This is a genomic window from Stenotrophomonas sp. YJH_SMC_16 (assembly GCF_059367875.1).
The window spans coordinates 151526-174516 of record NZ_JCAFRH010000002.1; the positions used below are offsets into that span (position 1 = coordinate 151526).

The 22991-nt window shown below is 66.8% G+C and carries 20 protein-coding genes; 6 read left to right on the forward strand and 14 right to left on the reverse strand.

The window, feature by feature from the left end:
- Window positions 1-39: 39 nt before the first annotated feature.
- The 3 genes from AC5P6E_RS05495 to AC5P6E_RS05505 form a co-directional block, all read right to left on the reverse strand.
- Complete coding sequence (locus AC5P6E_RS05495; protein ID WP_043395776.1) at window positions 40-339, reverse strand: hypothetical protein; 300 nt, start codon at window positions 337-339, stop codon at window positions 40-42.
- A gap of 263 nt (window positions 340-602) precedes the next feature.
- Window positions 603-872 (reverse strand): hypothetical protein, encoded by a 270-nt coding sequence (locus tag AC5P6E_RS05500; protein WP_495230758.1) that lies wholly within the window; start codon window positions 870-872, stop codon window positions 603-605.
- A gap of 56 nt (window positions 873-928) precedes the next feature.
- Window positions 929-1144 (reverse strand): hypothetical protein, encoded by a 216-nt coding sequence (locus tag AC5P6E_RS05505; RefSeq protein ID WP_044570206.1) that lies wholly within the window; start codon window positions 1142-1144, stop codon window positions 929-931.
- A 153-nt stretch (window positions 1145-1297) separates the two neighbouring features.
- On the opposite strand from AC5P6E_RS05505, the gene AC5P6E_RS05510 reads away from it, so the two are divergent.
- Window positions 1298-1579 (forward strand): hypothetical protein, encoded by a 282-nt coding sequence (locus AC5P6E_RS05510; RefSeq protein WP_495230759.1) that lies wholly within the window; start codon window positions 1298-1300, stop codon window positions 1577-1579.
- Here AC5P6E_RS05510 and AC5P6E_RS05515 read toward each other — a convergent pair.
- The 3 genes from AC5P6E_RS05515 to AC5P6E_RS05525 all read right to left on the reverse strand — a co-directional run bounded on the left by AC5P6E_RS05515 (window position 1576) and on the right by AC5P6E_RS05525 (window position 5230).
- On the reverse strand, window positions 1576-1896 hold the full coding sequence (locus AC5P6E_RS05515; RefSeq protein WP_241883866.1) for a hypothetical protein: 321 nt from the start codon (window positions 1894-1896) through the stop codon (window positions 1576-1578). The two genes, AC5P6E_RS05510 and AC5P6E_RS05515, sit on opposite strands and share 4 nt — an antisense overlap.
- Before the next feature lie 79 nt (window positions 1897-1975).
- A complete protein-coding gene (locus tag AC5P6E_RS05520) occupies window positions 1976-4627 on the reverse strand; it encodes an excinuclease ABC subunit UvrA (RefSeq protein ID WP_495230760.1) in 2652 nt (883 codons plus the stop codon).
- A gap of 360 nt (window positions 4628-4987) precedes the next feature.
- Complete coding sequence (locus tag AC5P6E_RS05525) at window positions 4988-5230, reverse strand: hypothetical protein (RefSeq protein WP_231298714.1); 243 nt, start codon at window positions 5228-5230, stop codon at window positions 4988-4990.
- Between the two features lie 311 nt (window positions 5231-5541).
- Between AC5P6E_RS05525 and AC5P6E_RS05530 the strand changes: the two genes are divergently transcribed.
- Window positions 5542-5934 (forward strand): response regulator, encoded by a 393-nt coding sequence (locus AC5P6E_RS05530; protein WP_109814582.1) that lies wholly within the window; start codon window positions 5542-5544, stop codon window positions 5932-5934.
- Between the two features lie 124 nt (window positions 5935-6058).
- On the opposite strand, the gene AC5P6E_RS05535 is transcribed toward AC5P6E_RS05530, so the two are convergent.
- From AC5P6E_RS05535 to AC5P6E_RS05545, 3 genes are all read right to left on the reverse strand, one after another.
- Window positions 6059-6505 (reverse strand): Rap1a/Tai family immunity protein, encoded by a 447-nt coding sequence (locus AC5P6E_RS05535; protein ID WP_260364724.1) that lies wholly within the window; start codon window positions 6503-6505, stop codon window positions 6059-6061.
- 46 nt (window positions 6506-6551) lie between these two features.
- Window positions 6552-7181: a hypothetical protein gene (locus AC5P6E_RS05540; protein ID WP_495230761.1), complete on the reverse strand. Its 630-nt coding sequence runs from the start codon at window positions 7179-7181 to the stop codon at window positions 6552-6554.
- A 97-nt stretch (window positions 7182-7278) separates the two neighbouring features.
- Window positions 7279-8262, reverse strand: coding sequence for a LacI family DNA-binding transcriptional regulator (locus AC5P6E_RS05545; protein ID WP_495230762.1), 984 nt, complete (start codon window positions 8260-8262; stop codon window positions 7279-7281).
- Between the two features lie 156 nt (window positions 8263-8418).
- On the opposite strand from AC5P6E_RS05545, the gene ptsP reads away from it, so the two are divergent.
- The 4 genes from ptsP to AC5P6E_RS05565 all read left to right on the forward strand — a co-directional run bounded on the left by ptsP (window position 8419) and on the right by AC5P6E_RS05565 (window position 15010).
- Complete coding sequence (gene ptsP, locus AC5P6E_RS05550) at window positions 8419-10929, forward strand: phosphoenolpyruvate--protein phosphotransferase (RefSeq protein ID WP_495230763.1); 2511 nt, start codon at window positions 8419-8421, stop codon at window positions 10927-10929.
- Entirely contained in the window at window positions 10926-11882 is a 957-nt protein-coding gene (locus AC5P6E_RS05555; RefSeq protein WP_248853486.1) for a 1-phosphofructokinase family hexose kinase, read from the forward strand. The genes ptsP and AC5P6E_RS05555 overlap by 4 nt, the downstream gene beginning before the upstream one ends.
- Before the next feature lie 87 nt (window positions 11883-11969).
- Window positions 11970-13673, forward strand: coding sequence for a PTS fructose transporter subunit IIC (locus AC5P6E_RS05560; RefSeq protein ID WP_099559343.1), 1704 nt, complete (start codon window positions 11970-11972; stop codon window positions 13671-13673).
- 83 nt (window positions 13674-13756) lie between these two features.
- Entirely contained in the window at window positions 13757-15010 is a 1254-nt protein-coding gene (locus AC5P6E_RS05565) for a carbohydrate porin (protein WP_495230764.1), read from the forward strand.
- Between the two features lie 112 nt (window positions 15011-15122).
- Here AC5P6E_RS05565 and AC5P6E_RS05570 read toward each other — a convergent pair whose 3' ends face one another.
- Genes AC5P6E_RS05570 through AC5P6E_RS05590 form a run of 5 tightly spaced genes read right to left on the reverse strand, consistent with a single transcriptional unit; the run spans window position 15123 to window position 22940 of the window.
- Window positions 15123-15968, reverse strand: coding sequence for an aldose epimerase family protein (locus tag AC5P6E_RS05570; RefSeq protein WP_495230765.1), 846 nt, complete (start codon window positions 15966-15968; stop codon window positions 15123-15125).
- Window positions 15958-16995: a glycoside hydrolase family 43 protein gene (locus AC5P6E_RS05575; RefSeq protein WP_010485713.1), complete on the reverse strand. Its 1038-nt coding sequence runs from the start codon at window positions 16993-16995 to the stop codon at window positions 15958-15960. The genes AC5P6E_RS05570 and AC5P6E_RS05575 overlap by 11 nt, the downstream gene beginning before the upstream one ends.
- A gap of 16 nt (window positions 16996-17011) precedes the next feature.
- The gene (locus tag AC5P6E_RS05580; protein ID WP_010485712.1) at window positions 17012-18496 is read right to left on the reverse strand and encodes an MFS transporter; all 1485 of its coding nucleotides are present in this window, start codon (window positions 18494-18496) and stop codon (window positions 17012-17014) included.
- A gap of 59 nt (window positions 18497-18555) precedes the next feature.
- On the reverse strand, window positions 18556-21249 hold the full coding sequence (locus AC5P6E_RS05585) for a glycoside hydrolase family 3 C-terminal domain-containing protein (RefSeq protein ID WP_495230766.1): 2694 nt from the start codon (window positions 21247-21249) through the stop codon (window positions 18556-18558).
- Entirely contained in the window at window positions 21246-22940 is a 1695-nt protein-coding gene (locus tag AC5P6E_RS05590; RefSeq protein WP_019337707.1) for a family 43 glycosylhydrolase, read from the reverse strand. The genes AC5P6E_RS05585 and AC5P6E_RS05590 overlap by 4 nt, the downstream gene beginning before the upstream one ends.
- Window positions 22941-22991: the final 51 nt, after the last annotated feature.

Here is a 22991-nt window from a genome sequence, read left to right on the forward strand (position 1 = left end):
CTGTCATGGACTGTTCGGCCGGCGCCTCAGCGCCGCGCCTCAGCCGTCGCCCGGGTGCCGCCCCGCCAGGCTGCCCATCGTGAAGGCGTAGCCGGCCTCCTCCAGCAGCGCTCTCATGCGCAGCTCCACGCGCCGGGGGGAAAGCAGGCTGTTGGGCGCATACAAGGCGTAGACGTAGCCGGCGCCGTCGATGATTTCACGGCGCACGGCGCAGTCGTTGGATTCCGCCGCCTCGGACCAGACAGACATCAGCTTGGCCGGACTGATGGACTGCCCGTTGCGAAGGCGAAAGAACAGCCAGCGCACTCCCAGGGAATGGGCTGGATTCAACCTAGCCACTGAGAGCCTCCAATGCGCCGGAAGAGATCCGTGAGAACCTCAGGATCCAATCGTGGATGCTCGTCTTTTGAAGATCGCGGAAGGTCGATGCGCGTGGGACCCTTCACCAGTGCAGGCAGATCGGACTGAAGGTCGATCCACCATCCCGCAGGCAGCCGGAGCCCTGTGCCCGTTCTATCGTAGATGCAGATCGGAAAAGTCATCGCGTTGCTCCTGAATGACTCGAGCATACGCTTGCGCGATGTCAGGTCCGGATGCGACGCCTAGGGAGATGCCGCATCGGCGCGCTTTGCGCATTCGAATACGTGTGCTTCGTCCTGCTGGACCCTGCGGAACGATTCCAGCCAGCCGAACGCTGCACCACGATTGTGAATCGTATCGCCGAGCCTGCCGGTCAGGCACCGTGCGCACTCCATCCCGCCAGGGCTGGGCGCGTGGCAGCAACGGCATTGCGCCATTGTTGTGGTTTTCTCCGGGCGACACTGGTACATGATCTTGGTCATCAGGCTGATCGCCTGGCTTTGTGCGGACATGCACGCTCCCTGTCTGCTGCGGAAGCAGCCGCGCGGCGCGCGGCTCCTCCTGTTCCTCAGCGGCGGGTATCGCCGCCGAGACCGCCCTTCTTTTCATCCGCTGGCTTCGGGCTCTCGCGATCCTTGTTGTCCTGCTGCTGTTGCTGTCCTTGCTTGCCGGGCTCCTCCCCGCCGGGTTCGCCCCCCTCGCCCTGCCCCTGCTGTGCAGGCTGTTCTGCTTCAGCGGACGCGTTGGAGCGGTCATTCCTGTTCTGTTCGGGGACGCTGTTCATTTCGATTCTCCGCCGCAGCAAGTCTGCTGCCGATTGACTGTGGGCGTGTCGCCGTTACGGGAACGTACGGGGACGCGTCCCATATGAACAAGGGTCATGAACAGGCCCGCAGCAACAAGCGTGTACAGTGGAGTTTCGAAAAGGGGTAACGCCATGATCCATGGAAGAAGCAAGCACGTTGTCGACGTCGAGCGCGAGCTGGCCCACTGGAAAATCGCGTTCAACCTGGGCGCCCTGCCCGCGATGAGCTTCCGATATGAAGTGGCGCCCGTTATCCGGCTTGCCTGCGATATCTATGTGAGAGATCCGCATGGCACCCGGTCGGCATGGATCGAAGCTCTGCAGGGCAGGCTTGCGAAGCGATCGAGCCTGCGCGGCCATCCTGGCGCAGCGGAGATTGCCGATCGGTGCTGGTCCCTGCTTGGCTGCGCCTAGGCGCGGCTGGCTGCGTGATTCCGCTCGCGCATCAACTCATCATTCAGTACGTGGACAATGGACATCACCGCGTCGGCAAGTCCACGAGAATCGCTGATGGATCCGTAGAAGTAGATCCTGGCGCCTTCAATGCGAACATCCGCCAGCTGGAGCTGGGACGCCAGGGCCCTGCACTTGATGAGGAACATCTCTGTCCAGCGAGCGCCCGGCGCCACATCCAGCAGCGCGGTGATGGCTTCGTCGGTGGATGCGTCTACACGCTCATGCAACAACGGGACATCGAAGCCGACGATTCTTGGGAGCATGGAAGCGTTCACCTGACCATCCTCTCGCTGATGGGCGCTGCGAGTACTCCCACAGTACAACAGAATGCATGCAGCCCCGGATGAGATGGCGTCAGCTGGCCTGCCCCAGCTCGCGCGCAAGAAACGGCGCAGTCCTGCTTCCCTTGGCGCGGGCCACCTGTTGCGGCGTGCCCTTCGCCACGATGGTGCCACCCGCGCCGCCTGCACCTGGCCCGACATCAATCACCCAGTCCGCCTGTGCGACAGAACGCATGTCGTGCTCGATCATCACCACGGTGTTGCCAGCCTCAACCAGCCGTTGCAGCTGCGCCAGCAACCTGTCCGCGTCAGATGCATGAAGGCCGGTGGTGGGCTCATCCAGCACATACAGCGTGCGCCCGCGCTGGCTGCGCTGCAGCTCGGTCGCCAGCTTGATGCGCTGTGCCTCACCGCCTGAAAGCTCGGTGGCCGGCTGGCCCAGCCGCAGGTAGCCCAGACCGATTTCCTGCAGCAACTGCAGCGGGCGGGAAATGGCGTCTTCTTCGGCGAAGAACGCCTGCGCCTGGTCCACCGTCATCTGCAGGACCTCGGCGATGGTGCGGCCATTCCACAGCACCTTCAGGGTGGCTTCGTTGTAGCGGGCGCCATGGCAGGTGGGGCACGGCGCATAGACGCTCGGCATAAACAGCAGTTCGACACTCACGAAACCCTCGCCTTCGCAGGTCTCGCACCGGCCCTTGGCCACGTTGAACGAGAAGCGCCCCGCATCGAATCGACGGCGACGCGCGTCGGGTGTCGCGGCGAAGAGCTTGCGCACGTGATCGAACAGGCCGGTGTAGGTGGCCAGATTGGATCGTGGCGTGCGGCCGATGGGCTTCTGGTCGACCTGCACCACGCGCTGGATGGCGTCCACGTCGCCGGCCAGCTGGCCCCGCGTGGCTTCGATCACGGTCGGTCCGTCCGTGGGTGCGCTGTCGGCGCTGTCGTCCACCGGCTCATGCCCCAGGTGCAGCAGCATCAGCTCGGGCAGCGCCTGCGCCATCAGGCTGGACTTGCCCGACCCGGAAATGCCGGTCACTGCGGTCAGAAGCCCCAGCGGCACCTGTGCGTCCACGCCCTGCAGGTTGTGGCGGTGGATGCCCTGTAGCTCCAGCCAGTGCCCGGCGCTGCGCTGGTGGCTGGCAGGTGCAGGCACCTGATCGAACAGATAACGTGCCGTGCGCGAATCCTTTACCTGGCGCAGGCCATCGGGTTCGCCGCTGTAAAGCACGCGCCCTCCCCGCTCGCCGGCCTCCGGTCCCACGTCCACCAGCCACTGCGCGCGGCGCATCAGTTCCAGATCGTGCTCGACAACGAACACCGAGTTGCCGCCGTCGCGCAGCCGGTCCAGCGCGTCGTACAGCGCCTGGCTGTCAGCCGGATGCAGGCCGGCCGAGGGTTCGTCGAGCACGTACAGCACGCCAAACAGCAACGAGCTGAGCTGCGTGGCCAGCCGCAGGCGCTGCAGTTCACCGGCCGACAGCGTGGGCGTGGCGCGATCAAGTGAAAGATAGCCCAGGCCGAGCTCGCGCAGTTGCCGTACACGCGCCATAACCCCGCCCGCCAGCCGCTGGGCCGCCAAGCGCTTTTCTTCGGACAGGGCCGAGGTCAGGCGCACGTCGGGGGCGCCCTCGTGGGTCGCGCGGCCACTTGCTGCCCGCCGGGCACGATCGCGGGGTGTCGCACGCCTGCTGGCACGTGCGCCCTTGTTGTGTGCGCCGAAATCACCCTGCGCGATGGGCTCCAGGAGGTCCGCCAGGTGATCCAACGGCAGCCGCATGAACTCGCCGATATCCACACCGGCAAAGGTGACCGAAAGCGCCTCCGGTTTCAGGCGCTTTCCGTGGCAGGCCGGGCACAGCTTGCCTTCCATGTAGCGCGACACACGCTTGCGCATCAGGGCGCTCTGGGTGTTGGCAAAGGTGTGCAGCACGTAGCGGCGTGCGCCGGTGTACGTGCCCATGTAGCTGGGCTCCTGCTTGCGCTTGAGTGCGGTACGGGTCTCGGCCGGCGTGAAGCCGGCATAGACCGGCACGGTGGGCGTCTCCTCGGTGAACAGGATCCACTCACGGTCCTTCTTCGGCAGTTTCTCCCACGGCACATCGATGTCGTAGCCCAGCGTGACCAGAATGTCGCGCAGGTTCTGGCCATGCCATGCCGGTGGCCAGGACGCGATGGCGCGCTCGCGGATGCTCAGCGACGGGTCCGGCACCATCAGTGCTTCAGTCACTTCGTAGACATACCCCAGGCCATGGCAGGTGCTGCAGGCGCCCTGTGGGGTGTTGGGCGAGAAGTCTTCGGCGTACAGCATGGGCTGGTGGGCCGGGTAGGCTCCCGCCCGCGAAAACATCATGCGCACCAGGCTGGACAGCGTGGTCACGCTGCCCACCGAGGAGCGCGCATTGCTGGCGCCGCGCTGCTGCTGCAGGGCGACCGCCGGGGGCAGCCCGTCGATGGCATCCACATCGGGCACGCCCGCCTGGTCGATCAGGCGGCGCGCATAGGGTGCGACGGATTCGAAGTAGCGCCGCTGCGCCTCGGCGAAAACCGTGCCGAAGGCCAACGAGGACTTGCCGGATCCCGACACGCCGGAGAAAACCACCAGTGCATTGCGTGGAATGGAGACGTCGACATCCTTGAGGTTGTGCTCGCGCGCACCGCGGACCTCGATGCAGCCGCTGGCCGCGGCAGCGCATGACGATTCGCCAAAGGGGGTGTTGGACATCTCGGTGTTCCTGAAGGCAGTGGGCCGGACGCGCATGGCTGCGTCCAGTGGGACATTCTCGCCGCTGGGGGGTGAAGGGTGTGAACTGAAGGCGTGCTCGGAAGGCGCAGCAGGCGTGTACTCGCGCCTTTCGTAAGGAGTGTGCGCAGCGTTTCTTCAGCAGCACGAAGGCCGGGCATTGCGGGATTGCGTCCTACGGCATCATTGCCGCGATGGCCAGGCAGCCGGGCTACAGGACGCCCTGCCGCTGCTGCTGGAGACGCTGGAAAAAGAAAAGGCGGCCGACGAGAACGTGCATCGCAGCAGGACGATGGGCGGACCGCCATCCACCAGCAACGCTGGGCCGGGCCCGGTCTGCAGTCAGGTCGTCATCGTGCCGGACAGTGCCGTGCCGGCGCTCGGGCGCTGGAGGCCGGCACCCGAGGCGAATGCACCTTCCGTCGCCATCAGTGCCTGGGCTACCCGATGTTGCGCGCGATGACCGCCTCCCTCAACCCCCACGACATACACGAAACGCCCATCGAACTTGGCCTGCGCGCCCTCCAGGGCGTCGTCAGCCTGCAGGACTCGCCTCAACGACTTCATCCACGTCCGTTCAGGCATGCGATCCAGCTCCACTACGATTGCAGCGCCGCCGCAGTCCAGTGGCATGCATTCGACACGCAGCACGCGCGGAGAGCGAGAGGCAGCGTCGGTTCCGGATAGCGGCATGACAGGAGCTCCAGTGTGGGGACGGCGGCAGTATCCATGGCACGTGCCAAGACGCTGTCAACGCACTCCAGCCGGTCCTCCACGCCGCCTCCACGGTGCTGCCAGCGCGCTTCAAGGGCTTCGCATCGGGCTGACAACCCGCACGCATCACGTTGATGCAGCACAGCACAGACTGGGTTCCCGTCGCGACACAGGCTACACACATGCAATCCGGATTGAACCAGCGCAGATGCAACCTGCTGCTGGTGGAAGACCAGCTCGACCTGGCAGCACTGATGGAACACGCATTTGAAGACGCAGGCGACCAGGTGACACACGCGTACAGCGTGTTCGACGCGCTGGGACTGTTGGACACCCAGCGGTTCGACGGCGCCGTGCTGGATGTCGAACTCCGTGACGGCGTGGTGTTTCCCGTGGCTGATCGCCTGGCGGAGCTCGGCATCCCCTATCTGTTCGTCTCTGCCGTCTACAACCAGCTGGTGCCGCAGCGCCACCGCCGCGCAGCTTTCGTGGCCAAACCCTTCCACATCGATCAGTTGCGGGAGACCGTTCGACGCGTGGTGGGGGACGCCCGTACCGAGCCGTCCGCGCACTGATTGCACCGCTCCGGCTACAGACGGAACATGCAGTGTGGCCCGCGCGGATGCCGGCTGCCATGAGCGCATCGTGCCGCGCGCGTGTAGAGCACTCGTACAGTCGCCACGCGGGTGGCGGCCTGTGTCATCCATCTTTGCCGGGCTCGGCACTGCCATGCGGTGTCGTGCCGCCACCGCAAGGAAACGCCGCCCGCAGCCCTTCGACAACCAGAGGAGACGCATCCTGCTGCAATCGCTCGCGGGGCAGTTGCCGGAGATGGGAAGAAACACGATCCACCAGCTCATGTGGAAGGATCTGGCCCTGCCCACACCACTGGCCGCGGCTGGCATCGGCAACGCCCTGGATATAGGCGCTGGCGCGAGCGCTGGACAGGTTCCGGCACTGCTCGCCGTCGCAGAACCCATCAGCGCCTTTGCCCTGCAGCAGGGTGATGAGTTCGGCTCCACTGACAAGCCAGGTGCGTGCCGGTTGCGTTGTTCCGGCGAAGGCGTGTCCAGCCAGAGCGCAGAGGCCAAATGCGAAGAGCCGACGCATGCGGCGGCGCACGTGGGGCGCGTGATGTCCTTTCATGTCGGGGCCCTTGGCGGTCGTCTCTGTGGGTTCCACGCGGCGTTGGTCAAAGTCGATCGAGCTGGTTGTGCGGATGAAACTCCGGGTCGTCCTGGGCTTCCAGCATGGCCTCCACCAATGTCTCGAAGGGCGCGGTCGCGGTATCCAGGTCCGTGGAAGGCAGGAAGCCGGAGTCCCCCTGGCCGACCAGCGCAATCGCGGCAACGGTCTCCCGCTCACCTTCCTCGGCCCATAGGTAGTCGTGGATCAGTGCCACGCCCCGGTCGCCCGCCTTCAGGAAGTCGGCGGCGCCTCGTGCCACAGCGAGAAACGCGATGAGATCGTAGAGGCTTTCCGAATATGTCAGCGATCCTGCAACAAAATGCGTGCTGCTGCGGTCATAGGCGGCAACCCGGATATTTTCAGCCTGTGCAGAGGCCAGGAAGGCTTTCAATGCGGCGCGATTGTCGGGGTAGCGAGCCAGCAGCACCTGGCAGTCCGCGAGCAGGTGATCCAACGCCTCGTCGCTTGAAGAGGCCAGGTATTCGCCGTTGCCCAGGTGCCACTGCCCGGCGATGCATCGCCAGTCGGACCATCGGGATGCTGCGGGCACGGGCGCCGCCAGCCATCTGGAGAGATCTTCGTGGCCCAACTGCAGGCGGAGCAGCGCTGAATAAGGCTCTGACAAGGCGATCATCCATCGTGTCTGCGTGTACAGATGGCTTGTAACAGACAACGGCTGTCCCGCCAACACCCGGACGGCGCTCCCAGGGTCGCCGCAATCGGGCGTCGAACTATCGCGCAGCCGTCGACCCTCTGACCACGCACCGGCCCTTCATCACAAGTCGGCGCACCGGCAGCTCCGGCGTGCGCAGGCGTTCAAGCAGCATCGACATCGCGGCCCGCCCCATCTCCTCAACCGGTTGCTCAAGCACGGTGATGCCCGGCACGACCAGCTCGGTCCAGCGTTCGTTGTCGAAGCCGGCCAGTGCCAACGCGTCTGGAATCGCCAGCCCTGCGCCGCGGGCGGCTTTCAATGCCCCCATCAACAGCAGGCTGTTGCTGGTGACCAGTGCCTCGGGGCGCGATGGCGCGGCCAGCCACTGCTCGACTGTCGCGATGGCGGCTTCGGCCGTGGGTTCAACCTCCCGGTAGTCCGGCTCCAACCCATGCGTGCGCATCGCAGCAAGATAGCCGTCGCGTCGCTCGGCCGCAGTGGTGCTGGTGCTGCCGAACAATCCGCCGATACGGCGATAGCCGCGCTCGACCAGGTGTTCGACCAGCCCCGCCATCGCCGCTGTGTTGTCGAGGACGACGCTGTCGATCGAGCCACCGGGTGCGGCACGATCGACCAGCACCGTCGGATAGTCCAGCGTGAGCCGCTCAAGTCGACCCACCGTGGTCCGGGTCGGCGCGAAGATCAGGCCGCTGATGCGCTCTTCGTGCATCAATTGCAGATACAGCGCCTCCCGCTCCGGGTCCTCATCGGTGTTGCAGAGGGTCACGCGCAATCCTTCGCGATAGGCCACCTCTTCCACCGCGCGGATCAGCGCAGTGAAGAACGGGTTTCGGATATCTGCCACGATCAAGCCGATGATGCCGGTGTGCCGGGAGCGCAGCCGTCTTGCCTGCAGGTTGGGTCGATAGCCGGTCTGGCGGATCGCCAGCTCGACCCTGCGGCGCACGTCCTCGCTGACCGGACCGCCCCCGAGCACCCGTGACACCGTGGATTTGGAGACCCCCGCCACGCGTGCGACGTCGTTGATGCTGATGCTCATTGGAAACGTTCCCGGAAACGTGCGCTGTTCATGGCCGAATGGCTGTCCAGGACAATCCTAACGCCAAAGGACTATTGGCTTTTTGTGCAGTGCACATTGAAATGCGGAGTGGGAACGTTCCCAATATGTCCCAGCCACCCCTTCCCGGAGCCCGCTTTGTCGCCCCTGACCTCCCCCTCCCCCGTCAGCCGGGAACTGATCCGCCTGGACGCGCGGGCACAGGACAAGACCGATGCCATCGCCCAGGTAGCCCAGATGCTGGTCGCCGCCGGCTGCGTGGCGCCGGGCTACGAGGCCAGCATGGGACGCCGCGAAGCGCTGGCGAACACCTTCCTCGGCCATGGTGTGGCGATCCCGCATGGGCTCGGCGAGGACCGCCACCTGGTGCGCCGCGACGGCATCGCGGTGCTGCAGTTGCCGGAAGGCGTGGAATGGAACCCCGGCCAGACCACCCGCCTGGTGGTTGGCATTGCTGCCCAGTCCGATACCCACATCACCCTGCTGCGCAGGCTGACCCGCCTGATCCAGGACGAGGCCGCGCTGCAGCGGTTGTTCACCACCCCCGATGCGAGCGACATCGTCAATGCGCTGGCCAGTGATGTCGCAGTCACGGCAGCCCACGTGCCGGTGGCGGACCTGGCCGAGCGTTTCGACTGGACCATCGCTTACCCCAGTGGACTGCACGCGCGCCCGGCCACGCGCTGGGCCGAGACGGCGCGGGGTTTCACGGCCCGTGCGCAGGTGCGCGCGGGCGATCAGGTGGCCGATGCAAAGAGTCTGGTTGCGCTGCTGCAGCTCGGGCTTCGCGAGGGCGATGCCGTGAGTGTTTCTGCCGAGGGCGCCGATGCGCACGCCCTGCTGGCCGCACTGCGCAAGGTCATGGATGGGCTGGTGGCGCAGGAAAAGACCGATGCAGAGCGTGCAGCACAGCGAAAGGCGGCGCCGGTCGCGGGCTGGAATCCGCCCGAAGCGCAGGCGGCGATCGTCGGCATCGGCGCCAGCCCCGGGCTGGCCATCGGCCAGGTGCATGTACTGGCCAGCGCGCAGGCCGATGTTGCCGATCGCCCTGCCCCGCTCGGCGAGGGCGGCGCACGCCTGCAGGATGCACTGGGTCGCACCCGCCAGCAGTTGGCCGCGCTGCAGGACGACACCCAGCGCCGCCTTGGCGCTTCGGATGCTGCGATCTTCAAGGCGCAGGCTGCGCTGCTTGACGACACCGACCTGATTACCCGCACCTGCCAGCTGATGGTTGAAGGTCATGGTGTCGCCTGGTCGTGGCACCAGGCCATCGAGCAGATCGCCTCCGGGCTGGCGGCGCTGGGCAATCCGGTGCTGGCCGGGCGCGCTGCCGACCTGCGCGATGTGGGTCGGCGCGTACTGGCGCAGCTTGACCCCTCTGCGGCCGGTGGCGGCCTGGCCGATCTGCCGGCGCAGCCGTGCATCCTGCTTGCCGCCGACCTGTCGCCCTCGGATACCGCCAACCTCGACACCACCCGCGTGCTCGGCCTCGCCACCGCACTGGGCGGTCCCACCTCACACACTGCAATCCTCTCGCGCACGCTCGGCCTGCCGGCGCTGGTTGCCGGTGGCGCCGAACTGCTGGCGATCCAGGCCGGCCGCGAGGCGATCATCGACGGCAGCAGCGGGCGGCTCTACCTGTCCCCCTCCGAGGCAGATCTTGCTTCGGCTCGCGCCTGGATCGCTGGGCAGCAGCAGATCCGCGCGCGAGAAGCGGCGCAACGTGCGCAGCCAGCGCAGACCACCGATGGCCATCGCATCGACATCGGCGCCAACGTGAACCTGCCCGAGCAGGTGCCATTGGCGCTGGAACAGGGCGCGGAAGGTGTCGGCCTGATGCGCACCGAATTCCTGTTCCTCGAACGCGGCAGCACGCCCAGCGAGGAGGAGCAGTACGCAACCTACATGGCGATGGCCAACGCGCTGGACGGCCGTCCGTTGATCGTGCGCGCGCTCGATATCGGTGGCGACAAGCAGGTCGCCCACCTGGAGCTGCCACACGAGGAAAACCCGTTCCTCGGCGTGCGCGGCGCGCGCCTGCTGCTGCGCCGCCCGGATCTTCTGGAACCGCAGCTGCGTGCGCTGTATCGCGCAGCCAAGGACGGTGCACGCCTGTCCATCATGTTCCCGATGATCACCTCGGTGCCCGAGCTGGTCGCTCTGCGCGCCATCTGCGAGCGCCTGCGCACCGAACTCGAGGCGCCCGACGTGCCGATCGGCATCATGATCGAAGTGCCGGCCGCTGCCGCCCAGAGCGATGTGCTTGCCCGCCACGCCGACTTCTTCTCGATAGGTACCAACGACCTGACCCAGTACGTGCTGGCGATCGACCGCCAGAATCCGGAGCTTGCCGCAGAGGCCGACAGCCTGCATCCGGCCGTGCTGCGCGCGATCCGCGCCACGGTGGACGGTGCACGCACGCAGGGGCGCTGGGTGGGTGTCTGCGGCGGCCTGGCCGGCGATCCGTTCGGTGCGATGCTGCTGGCGGGACTGGGCGTGGACGAACTGTCGATGACCCCGAACGACATCCCGTCGGTGAAGGCACGCCTGCGCGGCACTGCGCTGGCCGATCTGCAGAAGCTCGCAGACACCGCTCTGGACTGCGAAACCGCTGAGCAGGTACGCGCGCTCGATGGAGCAGGCGCATGAATATCCGCGCAGTCACCGTCACGTTGAACCCGGCGATCGACCAGACCGTGCGGCTGGCCGGCCTGCGGCCGGGCCAGGTGCACCGCGCCCGCAGCAGCCACGACGATGCAGGAGGCAAGGGCATCAATGTGGCCGCCTGCCTGGCCGACTGGGGCGTGCCGACCACGGCGCTGGGCGTGCTCGGTGGTGGCAACGACGGTGTGTTCGGCACGTTGTTCTCGGCGCGTGGCATCGTGGATGGTTGCCTGCGTATTCCGGGCAGCACCCGCACCAACATCAAGCTGGTTGACGAGGACAACGGCGAAACCACCGACATCAACCTGCCCGGCCTGGCACTCGACGGTGCCGATCTGGATGCGGTGTCGCGCCGGCTCGCTGCCCTGCTGCGGCCGGGCCTGCCGGTGGTGCTGTCCGGCAGCCTGCCGTCCGGGCTGCCGGCCGATGCATGGGCGCGATTGCAGGTACAGGCCGGCACCGCCGATGCGCGCGTGCTGCTGGACACCAGCGGCGACGCACTTGTGGCTGCCTTGAGTGACGCCGCGGGTGCGCTGCCCTACGCGGTCAAGCCCAATCGCCACGAACTGGAGGCCTGGACCGGCACCCAGCTGCCGGACCGCGGCGCCCTGCGTGTCGCTGGCCAGGCGTTGGTCGAACGCGGTGTTGCGCTCGTAGCGATCTCGATGGGCACCGACGGCGCGCTGTTCATTGATCGCAGCGGCGCGCTGGTCGCACGACCGCCGCGACTGGCCCAGGGCAGCACGGTCGGTGCGGGCGACGCCATGGTCGCCGGCATCGCTGCCGCGATGCTGGAGTCCTCCCTCGATCTGGCCGGTTGCGCACGGCTGGCGACCGCGTTCTCGATGAGCCGGCTGCAAAGCGGTGACGCACGACGGCTGGACCCGGCGCAGGTACGCGCATGGGCCGGCGATGTACTGATCGAGCGGTTGGATTGATCCCTCCTGCCGGAGGCACGGCGGCTGGCTTCACGCCAACCTCAGCGCCCTCGGCAAGGACGAACCCGAAGAATTCCAGGAGTTCCCATGCACGCTTCCACCGTAGTCATCGCCGCTGGCGAGCGCAGCATCGAGGCGGTTCTTGCCGCCGAAGCGCTGCGCCGCGCCGCCCGCCAGCGCGGGCTCGAGCTGATGATCGAGATCCGCAGCGACCAGGGCGTGACCGGCGCACTGCCTGCATCGAACGCCGCCGCCGCGACGCACCTGCTGCTGGTGGGTGATGGTGAGGCGGACATCGCGCGCTTCGCCAATGCTGAGATCGCGCATGCCAGCCTGGGCGAAGTACTGGACGACCCGGTTGCGGCGCTCGCACCGCTCGCGGCCGCACATTCAAACGACGCCGGCACGAATGCGGACAAGCGCATCGTTGCCGTTACCTCCTGCCCCACCGGCATCGCTCACACCTTCATGGCGGCTGAGGGGCTGCAACAGGCCGCCAAAGCGCTGGGCCATGCAATCCGGGTCGAAACCCAGGGCTCGGTCGGCGCGCAGGACGCGTTGAGCGACGAGGAAATCGCGGCTGCTGACCTCGTCCTGATCGCCGCAGACCGCGAAGTCGATCTGTCGCGCTTCGCTGGCAAACGCCTGTTCAAGAGCGGCACCAAACCGGCGATCAACGACGGCCAGAACCTGATCCGCAAGGCGCTGGCCGAGGCCGGCGTGCAGGCAGGTACGGCAACTTCAGGGCGCACGACCGAAAAGACCAAGGCCACCGGGCCCTACAAGCACCTGATGACCGGCGTGTCGTTCATGCTGCCGTTCGTCACTGCCGGCGGCCTGCTGATCGCACTGGCATTCGCACTCGGCGGCATCTATGCCTTCGACGATGCCCACAAGGGCACGCTGGCCTGGTCGCTTTTCCAGATCGGCGCCAAGTCCGGCTTCATGCTGATGGTGCCGGCACTGGCCGGCTACATCGCCTACTCCATCGCCGATCGCCCGGGCATCGCCCCGGGCATGATCGGGGGATTGGTGGCAGTCAACATGGATGCTGGCTTCATCGGCGGCATCCTGGCTGGTTTCATCGCTGGCTACGGCGTGCACTGGATCAACCGTGCGCTGCGCCTGCCGCGCAGCCTGGAAGGCCTCAAGCCGGTGCTGATCCTGCCGGTCCTGGGCACGCTGCTGGTCGGCCTGTTGATGATGTACGTGATCGGCACGCCGGTCGCCGGCCTGCTGGCCTGGCTGACCGACTGGCTGCGCGGTATGCAGGGCGGCAGCGCGATCCTGCTTGGCCTGCTGCTGGGCGGAATGATGGCAGTGGACATGGGCGGGCCGGTCAACAAGGCGTCCTACGCGTTCTCTACTGCATTGATTTCCAGCCAGGTCTACACGCCGATGGCGGCGACGATGATCGGCGGCATGACGCCGCCGCTGGGTATTGCACTGGCGACATGGCTGTTCAGCAACCGCTTCACCGCCGAGGAGCGCGGCACGGCCGGTGCCGCCGGCGTGCTTGGCCTCAGTTTCGTGACCGAAGGCGCGATCCCCTACGCCGCGCGTGATCCGCTGCGCACCATTCCGGCGCTGATTCTTGGTTCTGCCGTGGCAGGTGCAATCTCGATGGCCGCTGGCGTCGAGCTGAAGGTGCCGCACGGCGGCGTGTTCGTGCTGCCGATCCCGAACGCAGTCACTCACCTCGGCATCTACCTGCTGGCACTGCTGGCGGGCGTGGCCGTCACTGCAGTCGCGTTGCGCATCCTCAAGAAGCCGGTCACCACGCCGGCCTGATCCACCCCATCGCCAAGCCCCCTCCACCGCCCCTGCGCACGCAGGGGCGCAGCGACCTGCGCCCTGCACAAGGACCCTCGCCCATGACCCGCTCTTCCCGACACATGTTGCCGATGGCGATCGCGCTTGCCCTGCCATCCCTGGCGACCACCGCAGACGCGAGCGACGTCTTCACTCGCAGGCTCGCCTACACCGGCGAGGCGGCCGCCACGCTTGACGGCGGCAAGCGCAGCGGCACGGCCTATGCCGGCCAGCTGATGTTCGGCGCCGACGTGAACCTGGACGCCGCGTTCGGCTGGCGGGGCGCAACGATCAAGGCCTACGGCATCAACCGCCACGGCACCAATCTCGCCAACAGCAGCACGGGCAACAGCACCTCGGTGCAGGAGATCTACGGTGGCCAGGGAACGCGCCTGGCTAACCTGACGCTCGAGCAGAAACTGCTCAACGACCGACTGGTGCTGGAAGCAGGGCGAAGCGTCGCCAACATCCATCATCTCGGTTCGGAGTTGTGCCAGTACTTCCAGGGCAACTCGGCCTGCGGTAACCCGACCTATGTGTTCCGCACCAGCAGCTTCACATGGTGGCCGGTATCGAGCTGGATGGCTGATGCCACGGCATGGGTGACGCCGGATGTCTACGTACGCGTGGGCGCATACCAGGTCGACCCGAGCCAGGCCGAAGATGGCCAGCACGGCCTGAAATGGAGCACGAACCAGGCCACCGGGTGGATCGTGCCGTACACGATCGGCTGGCGCAGCCCGGCATCGGCGCGCTTGAAGGCCCGCTATGAACTGGGTGGCTGGCAGGACAACTCGACCTATCGCGATCCGCTGCGCGACGCCAATGGCATGCCGGCGCTGCTCAGTGGCCAGGAGTACGCGACACGCCACGGTCGTTCCGGTGCGTTCGCCCGCTTCGAACAGCAGCTTACCGGCGATGGCAATGGTCGTGGCCTGACCCTTTTCGGCGCCGCGCTCAAGGGTACCTCCGGGCAGTTGATCGAGGATCACTTCCTGCAGGCCGGGCTGGTGCAGAAAGGCACGTTCGCCCGGCGGCCGCAGGACAGCATCGCTTTCGTCGTGACCCAGCAGAAGTACAGCAGCATGGCGCTGGAAGACCTGCGCCTCGCCCGCGCCGCAGCCGGTGGCAGCGGCACCCCGCACGGGAGCCAGGTGATGATGGAGCTGAGCTATGGCATCCAGCTCACCCCGCAGCTTCGTGTTGCACCGAACCTGCACTACATCGTGCACCCCGACCAGTTCAATGAGCCCGCACGCCAGCACGACCTGCCGGATGCGCTGATCGCGGGCATGCGGATCGACTGGAACCTGTAGGAAATGTCAGGTGCTCCTGGGCGCGGCCCGTGTCAGGCACCGGGTCCACGGCCGGTCCAGGCGGCGTACCGACCGCCCGGCACCCGGATGATCGCCTGCCCTGGCCGGGGTTTCAGGTGCTGTCCGCCGCCCACGCCAGGTCGAACGTCAACGCGAGGCGCTGGCCGGGCTCCAGCCGGTGCGGCGCCAGCGTGAAGCCGTCCGGCGGACCGCTCTGCGGCTCGACACAGGTGGCGTGCGGCGTGCCGTCGTAGACCACCCAATGGTCGTGGTCCGAGCGCAGCCGCAGGCGCTGGCCTTCGCGTATCAGCGTGATGTCGCTGTCGGCGATGAAGCAGTCATCCCAGGGACCGGTAGTGGGATCCACACAGGGCAGCGTGGCAATACCTTCCTCGTCCCGCGGGTACATCGCACGAGGCGTGAACAGCAGCCGGTCCGGCTTCCGGAACCAGGGATGCCAGCCCAGCGCCGCCGGCATCGCCTGCTCGCCGGCCTGGACCGAAAGGCGCATCTGCAGGGTGTGGGCCTGCAGCTGCAGGTCCAGCATGGCAATGCCACCGAAGGGCCAGTAGCCGTCGCGCGGCAACGCCAGCGACAACCTGGCTGCCGCCGCATCCAGCCGGTCGATCTGCCACGGTCGCGAGAAGCCCAACCCATGAATGGCATGCCCGTCGAAGTTGAGCGGCAGCCGATGCGGCCTGCCATCAAAGCGGAACGTTCCATGGCGGATGCGACCGGCCCAGGGCACCATCGGGTAGCAGCCCCAGGCGATCGCAGCCGCCCCGCCCTCCTGCGCGTCCACCAGCCACTCCACGCCCTGGTAACGCAGGTGCGCCACGCGCCCGCCCGCCCCTGCGGCGAGCGCAACCTCCAGTTCGCCGCATCTCAGCCAGTGCAGTTCACCGGCCGGCAGCGGGGCCAGCGCATCATCCACCGGCAGCATGCGCTCAGGCCCCATACGGATTGATCGTGCGGATGCTTCCGTCCGGCTCCATGTGCAGCGGCGTGCACTTGGCCGAGCGCAGGTGGGTGATGCCGCCGGACATCAGCGCATCGTGATAGAACAGGTACCACTGCCCTTCGAACTGGCAGATGGAGTGGTGGGTGGTCCAGCCCACGACGGGCGTGAGGATCACGCCAGCATAGGTGAACGGCCCGTACGGGCTGTCTCCCACGGCGTAGCACAGCTGGTGGGTGTTGCCAGTGGAGTACGACAGATAGTAGCGACCCTGGTACCTGTGCAGCCACGGGCCTTCGAAGAAGCGGCGCGCATGGTCGTCCGCACGCAGCGGCTGGCCATGCTCATCCAGGATCTGCACTTCGCGGGTGGGTTCGGCCAGCTCGGTCATGCCGACATCCAGGCGGCCCACGCGCGGCCCCAGGGCCGGCGCGCTGCCCTCGGGTTCCTCGTGGGCCTCGCTGTACTGGTTGTCACGATACTTCTGCAGCTGCCCGCCCCAGATGCCGCCGAAGTACAGGTAGTGGCTGCCATCCTCGTCTTCGAACACGGCCGGGTCGATCGAGTACGCGTCCTTGATCGGCTCCGGCTGGGGCACGAACGGGCCCTCCGGCCGCTTACCGATCGCCACGCCGATGCGGAACCGGCCCTCGGCGTCCTTGGCCGGGAAGTACAGGTAGTAGTGGCCATCGCGGCAGGCGGCATCGGGGGCCCACATCTGTTTCCGCGCCCAGGGCACGTCGCGCACGTGCAGCGCCATGCCGCAATCCATGGCCGCGCTATCGGGCGTATCCATCTTCAGCACATGGTAATCCTGCATGCCGAAATGGCCACCTTCGTCGTCGAATGGCTGGCCACCGTCGATGTCGTGCGAGGGATAGATGTACAGGCGCCCCTCGAACACGTGCGCCGAAGGGTCGGCGGTGTAGATGTGGGTCACCAGCGGTTGCGAAATGGCGTGCGCGGTGAGCTGCGCAAGACGGGCTTTGCTGGCCTGGCCGTCTTCGCCGGCATGGAGGTCGATCATGGTTGTCATCTTGGCGTTACGCGGAGGCGTCGGCGGAACGTCGACGCAGGTGGAGGTCCTGCTCGATGCGGGTTTCGGTGCGCTTGTCGATCCTGTAGAAGAACAGCAGCGCCACGGCGAGCAGGAAAGGAAGGGAGCAGTAGACGCTTACGGTCAAGCGGATGCCCTGCACCACGCCCTCAGGCTGTTGCGCCAGTCCTGCCTGGTAGCCGTAGTGGGCAAGGATCGCGGCGACCAGCGCGCCTCCGACGCTGAGGCCGATCTTCAGCCCGCACAACATCGCCGAGAAGATGATCGCCGTTGCCCTTCGATGGTTCTTCCACTCCGAGTAGTCCGCGACGTCGGCGATCATCGCCCACAGCAACGGGATGGTGATGCCATAGCAGAAGCCATGCAGCATGAAGGCTGCGAACGCCACCGCCACCGCCGTCGGGGGGAACAGGTAGAAGGCCAGCAGGAACAGGGTCGAGACAAACAGGGCGCCACCGAAGACATCGCGCTTGCCGAAGCGATCCGCCAGCCGCCGTGATGCGCCGATACCCAGGATCATGCAGAGGATGCCGCACGCGTTGAACAGGCTGAACGCCGAGGTGGCCGCATCCTTCGGCCAGGTGAACGCCGCGAAACCGGCGCGGGCCAGGGCGCCGTTCAATGCACTGATCAGGCCGTTGAAGCCTGAGTTTTCCAGGAAGCCGGCCAGCGCCGCTTCGCTCATGTAGTACTGGAAGTAATAGATGTAGGTGCCGCCTTTCAACGCCAGGTTGATGAACACCAGCACGGTCAGCGCCAGCATCACCTGCCACGGGCGGTTGTGCAGCAGGTCCGAAAGGTCCTGCACTATGCCGCCGGTCTGCTCTCGCGTCGGCACGATGCGCTCGCGGGTGGTGGCGAAGGTGATCAGGAAGAACACCGTGCCGATCAGTGCGAAGGCGGTCATGACCTGTTCAAAGCCGCGCACCCGGTCGCCATTGCCCAGGATCAGCACCAGCGGCATCAGCAGCACCTGGATGATGAACTGCGCGATCATCACGGCTACGAAGCGGTAGGCCGACAGGCTGTTGCGCTGGGCCATGCTGCCGGTCAGCACGCCGCTCAACGCGGAGTACGGCAGGTTGTTCGCGGCGTAAACGCAGACCAGCAGCGCGTAGGTGGCCAGTGCATAGATCACCTTTCCGCGCTCGCCCAGGTCGGGGGTGCTGAACGCCAGCAGTGACAGTACGCCAAAGGGAATGGCCGTCCACAGGATCCACGGGCGGAAGCGGCCCCAGCGGGTGGACGTTCGGTCCGCCGCGATGCCGATCAACGGCGTGAACACGAACGCACCCAGCAGGCCGACCACGAAGATGATCGTGGCCGCGGTGGCAGCTGGCAGGCGGTAGACGTCGGTGTAGAAGAATGCCAGGTACGTGATCAGGGTCTGGAAGATCAGGTTGGCAGCGAGATCGCCCAGGCTGTAGCCGAGCTTCTCGCGTACCGATAGCGCGTGTTCAGTGCTTGCCATGCAGCGGACATCCTTGAAAAGGAATCTGGTCGAAGGGGAATCGATGCCGGCGGGGGCGATCAGTCATGCGCGGGCACCACGGTGAACCTGCCCTGCGCACGTATATCGGCACTGGACGCCCCCACCCTGACCTCGTAGGCACCGGGCTGCACCGCGTACGCCGCACGCGCCTCGTCATAGTGGCGCAGGGCCTGCGCCGCCTTCAGGGTGAACGTCACCGTGCGGCGTTCGCCCGGGGCCAGCTGGACGCGCTGGAAGCCACGCAGTTCCTGCACGGCATCGCCGCTGCCGGCGTGCTCGCGCCGCACGTACAGCTGTACCACTTCGTCACCGCTGCGCGTGCCCGTGTTGGCGACATCCACTGCCACGCCCAGGCGGCCATCGGCGCGGAGGCTGTCTGCATCGAGGCGGAGCGTTCCATAGTCGAACCGCGTATACGACAGACCGTGACCGAACGGATACAGCGGCGTGCCGCGGAAGTAGCGATAGGTGCGGCCCTCCATGGCGTAGTCGTCGAATGCCGGCATCGCTTCGCCGGCCTTGTAGAACGTGACCGGCAAACGGCCGGAGGGATTGACGTCGCCGAACAGCGCCTGGCCGACAGCGGTGCCGCCGCGTTGCCCCGGGTACCAGCTCATCAGGATCGCCGGCAGATGCGCCTGCGCCCAGTCCACGGCGATGGCCGAGCCACCGGTGAGCACCATCACCACCGGCTTGCCGGTGCCGTGCAGGGCCTCCAGCAGGGTGCGCTGCGGCGCGGGCAGCCGCAGGTCGGTACGGTCGCCACCGGCAAAGCCCGGGTAGTTGACCGTCATCTCTTCGCCTTCGACATCGCCGGTGAGGCCACCGACGAACACCACCGCATCGGCATCGCGTGCTGCATCCAGCGCTTCGTCGAAGGGCGCCTTGGCGCCGGGCATGCGCCACCCAAGGCGCACGCCCGCATCGCGCTGGTCGTCGTAGTACTCCAGTGTCAGCGCATAGGCACGCCCGGCCTGCAGGTCCAGTTCGACGCCCTCGGCATGCAGGCGATCAGTATTCACCCAATGATCGATCACACGCTTGCCGTCCAGATACAGGCGGTAGCCATCATCGCCGGCCACCTCCAGCCGGTAACGGCCGGACATGGGTGGCAGCAGTTGGCCACTCCAGCGGATGCTGAAGCGGTCGTTGGGAATCCCCTGCCCCGGTGCGGCTTCGCCGCGTGCCAGCAGGTTGTCGGTCGGCGAGCCGCGGTCCCAGCGGAAGCCGATCTGCGCGTCGGTACGCACCAGGGCCGGAGTGCCGGACAGGTCGGGCGTGCGGAAGTACTCACCGCGCAGGCCGCGCTCGGGCGAGTCCGCCGAGGGCCGCAGGTAGGTCGGCTCGATCAGCGGTGTGGCGCCGGGATCGTCACGGCCCTCCACGAGGTCGACGCCGCGGGCATAACGCACTTCAACGCCCTTGCCCGCCTCGCGTATGCCCTGCAGGATCGTCACCGGCGCGGCCGGTGTGCCGAAGTAGTTGCCGAGCAGCGCCATGGTGTCGTCGGCGGTGGGTCCAACCACGGCAATGCGCTTGGTGTTGCGCGACAGTGGCAGGATGCCGTCGTTCTTCAGCAGCACCAGCGATGCCTGCGCAGCCTTGAGCGCGAGCGCATCATGGGCCGGCGCCTGGTTCACCGAGGCGGGAATACGCGCCCAGCGCACCCGCTCCGGTGGGTCGAACATGCCCAGGCGCATCCGTGCGGTGAACAGGCGGGTCACTGCATCGTCGATCTCCGCCTCGCTGATCAGCCCCTGGCGCACGGCCGAGGGCAATGTGGCGTACTCCTGGCCGCATTCCAGCTCGGTGCCGTTCCTCACCGCCAGCGCCGCAGCGGCTTCGCGCGTGGTGACGATACGGTGGTGCTTCCAGATATCGACGATGGCCCAGCAGTCCGAGACCACGTAGCCCTTGAAGCCCCAGTCGCGTCGAAGCACATCGCGCAGCAGGAAACGGCTGGCACTGGCGGACTCCCCGTACACGCGGTTGTAGGCGCCCATGACCGCATCGACGTCGCCCTCCTTCACCAGCGCCTCGAACGCCGGAAGGTAGGTGTCATACAGGTCGCGCCGGCTGGGCCGTGCATCGAAGTGATGGCGGTCGGCCTCCGGTCCGCTGTGCACGGCCAGATGCTTGGCGGTGGCGTCCAGCTTGCGGTAGACGGGGTCGTCGCCCTGCAGGCCACGTACGAAGGCCACGCCCATGCGCGCGGTGAGGTACGGGTCCTCGCCATAGGTTTCCTGTCCGCGGCCCCAGCGCGGGTCGCGGAAGATGTTGACGTTCGGCGACCAGAAGGTCAGACCCTGGTAACGCCCGTGCGAGCCTTCGCGGAGGAACTGGTGGTGCTTTGCGCGGGCCTCGTCGCTGATGGTCGCGGCCACCTGCCCCATCAACGGTACATCGAAGGTCGCGGCCAGGCCGATCGCCTGCGGAAACACCGTGGCCTGCCCTGCCCGTGCGACGCCGTGCAGTCCCTCGTTCCACCAGTCGTAGGCGGGTACCCCCAGGCGTTCGATCGCCGGCGCGGCGTTCTGCATCTGCGCGGCCTTCTCTTCCAGCGTCATCTGCGCGACGAGTGCGGCGGCCCGTTGCTCGAAGCTGGCCGAAACGTCCAGCCAGGGCCGTGGCGCGGCCGCGGACGCGGCGGCCGCCACGCAGGTCAGTACGAACAGGGCGGCCCCACCGCGCAAGGTACGGCGGCGGGCCTTGGACGAAATCGACAGCCTCATTTGCTTCTCCCGGTGCGCTCGTCGCGCGCGAAAGGACCCAGCAGTGCGCCCACGAAGCCGCCTGCCCGGTCCGTACTCAGAACGGTGCCGTCCACCCCGCCTGCGAGCAGTTGCCAGCCCTGCCCATCGCCGGTGTCGAACGAGAACGCATAGTCGCCCTCGTTGCCGGCAATCTTCAGGCGCAGTGCTGCAGGCACCGGTACTTCACGGCTGGCCAGCGTCCGCGTGCTGCGGCCACCGTCGCGCGCTTCGAGGAAGAGCGAGAGGCGCCCCCCGCCAAGGTCACGAACGCCAAGGAAGTACCAGTACGCCTCGCTCTGGAACGCCGCCAGGCCGGCGGCGACTCCGGAAGCTGGCGGGGTCATCGCGGTGCTCGCCTCGAAGCGCAGATGCTGCTGGCGCCGGCCGAGAAACGCCGGATTGCGCAGCGTGTCCAGATCCTCGGCGAGCGGGTGCACGGCCAGCATGCCGGGGCGCATGGCCAGGTCGGCCCAGGCATGCCTGGGCACCCGCACGCGCAGCCACTGTGGATCAAGCGTCGGGCCATCAAAATTGTCGCGCGCTACGAAATTGCCGGTCGAAGGGGCCTGCGATGCCTCGCCCTGCATCCACGCGGGGGCCTTGACCGCATAGGGAATGGCCTGGTCAACCGGCAGGATCTGCGGCCAGCCATCCTGCCAGCGTACCGGCAACAGGTAGGTCTCGCGCCCGGTGTTGTAGTGCCGCTTCTGGTAGTTGCGGCTGGCCAGGAACACCGCCCACCACGAGCCATCCGGGCCTTCGACCAGGTCGGCATGGCCGGCATTGGTGATCGGTAGTGGACGGTCGTCCGGCAGTTCTCGCTGGGTCAGGATCGGATTGCCCGTATAGGGAACGTAGGGGCCCCACACCGTGCGGCTGCGCAGCACCACCTGCGAATGCTGCGGCCCGGTACCTCCTTCAGCGTCGGACAGGTAGTACCAGCCCTCCCGCTTGTAGATGTGCGGTCCCTCGATCCAGATGGGATTCTTCGCCGGCTCCACGCCTCCATCAACCAGCACCCGGCGCGGCCCGACCGGCCTGAATGCCGCCAGATCGATCTGCTGCATCCAGATGGCGCGGTGCCCGTCGTAGCGCGGCGGGCCGGGCGGTGCATCGTTGTTGACCAGGTATACCTTGCCGTCATCGTCGAAGAACAGTGACGGGTCGATGCCATCGATGCCGGGCAGCCAGTGCGGATCGGACCACGGACCGGCCGGATCACGCGCGGTGGCGATGAAGTTGCCACCACTGTCGGTGGCGGTGGTGGTTACGTAGAAGGTGCCGTCGTGGTACTCGATGGTCGGCGCGAAGATGCCGCGCGAGACGCTCAGGCCGTCGAAATCCAGTTGCGTGGGGCGGTCAATCACATTGCCGATCTGCTTCCAGTGCACCAGGTCGGCACTTTCGAACACCGGAATGCCCGGGAAGTAGGTGAAGCTGGAATTGACCAGGTAGAACCGGCCGTTCGCGCGCACGATGCTGGGATCGGCATGGAAGCCGGCCAGGACAGGATTGCGGTAGTGGCCGGCCGGTAGGGGCACTTCAAACGCCTGGTCATTGCCGCGGTACTCGAACCAGTCGAAGTACACCGGGGGAGCATCCGGCGGCGCGCTGGCCCGGGTGGTTGCGGCCGACAGCAGGAACAACGCCCCCAGCAGGTGGCGCGCCATCGACCTCAGGCCGGCCCTGTCGCCGGCCAGAGGGGACTGCTTGGACAACGT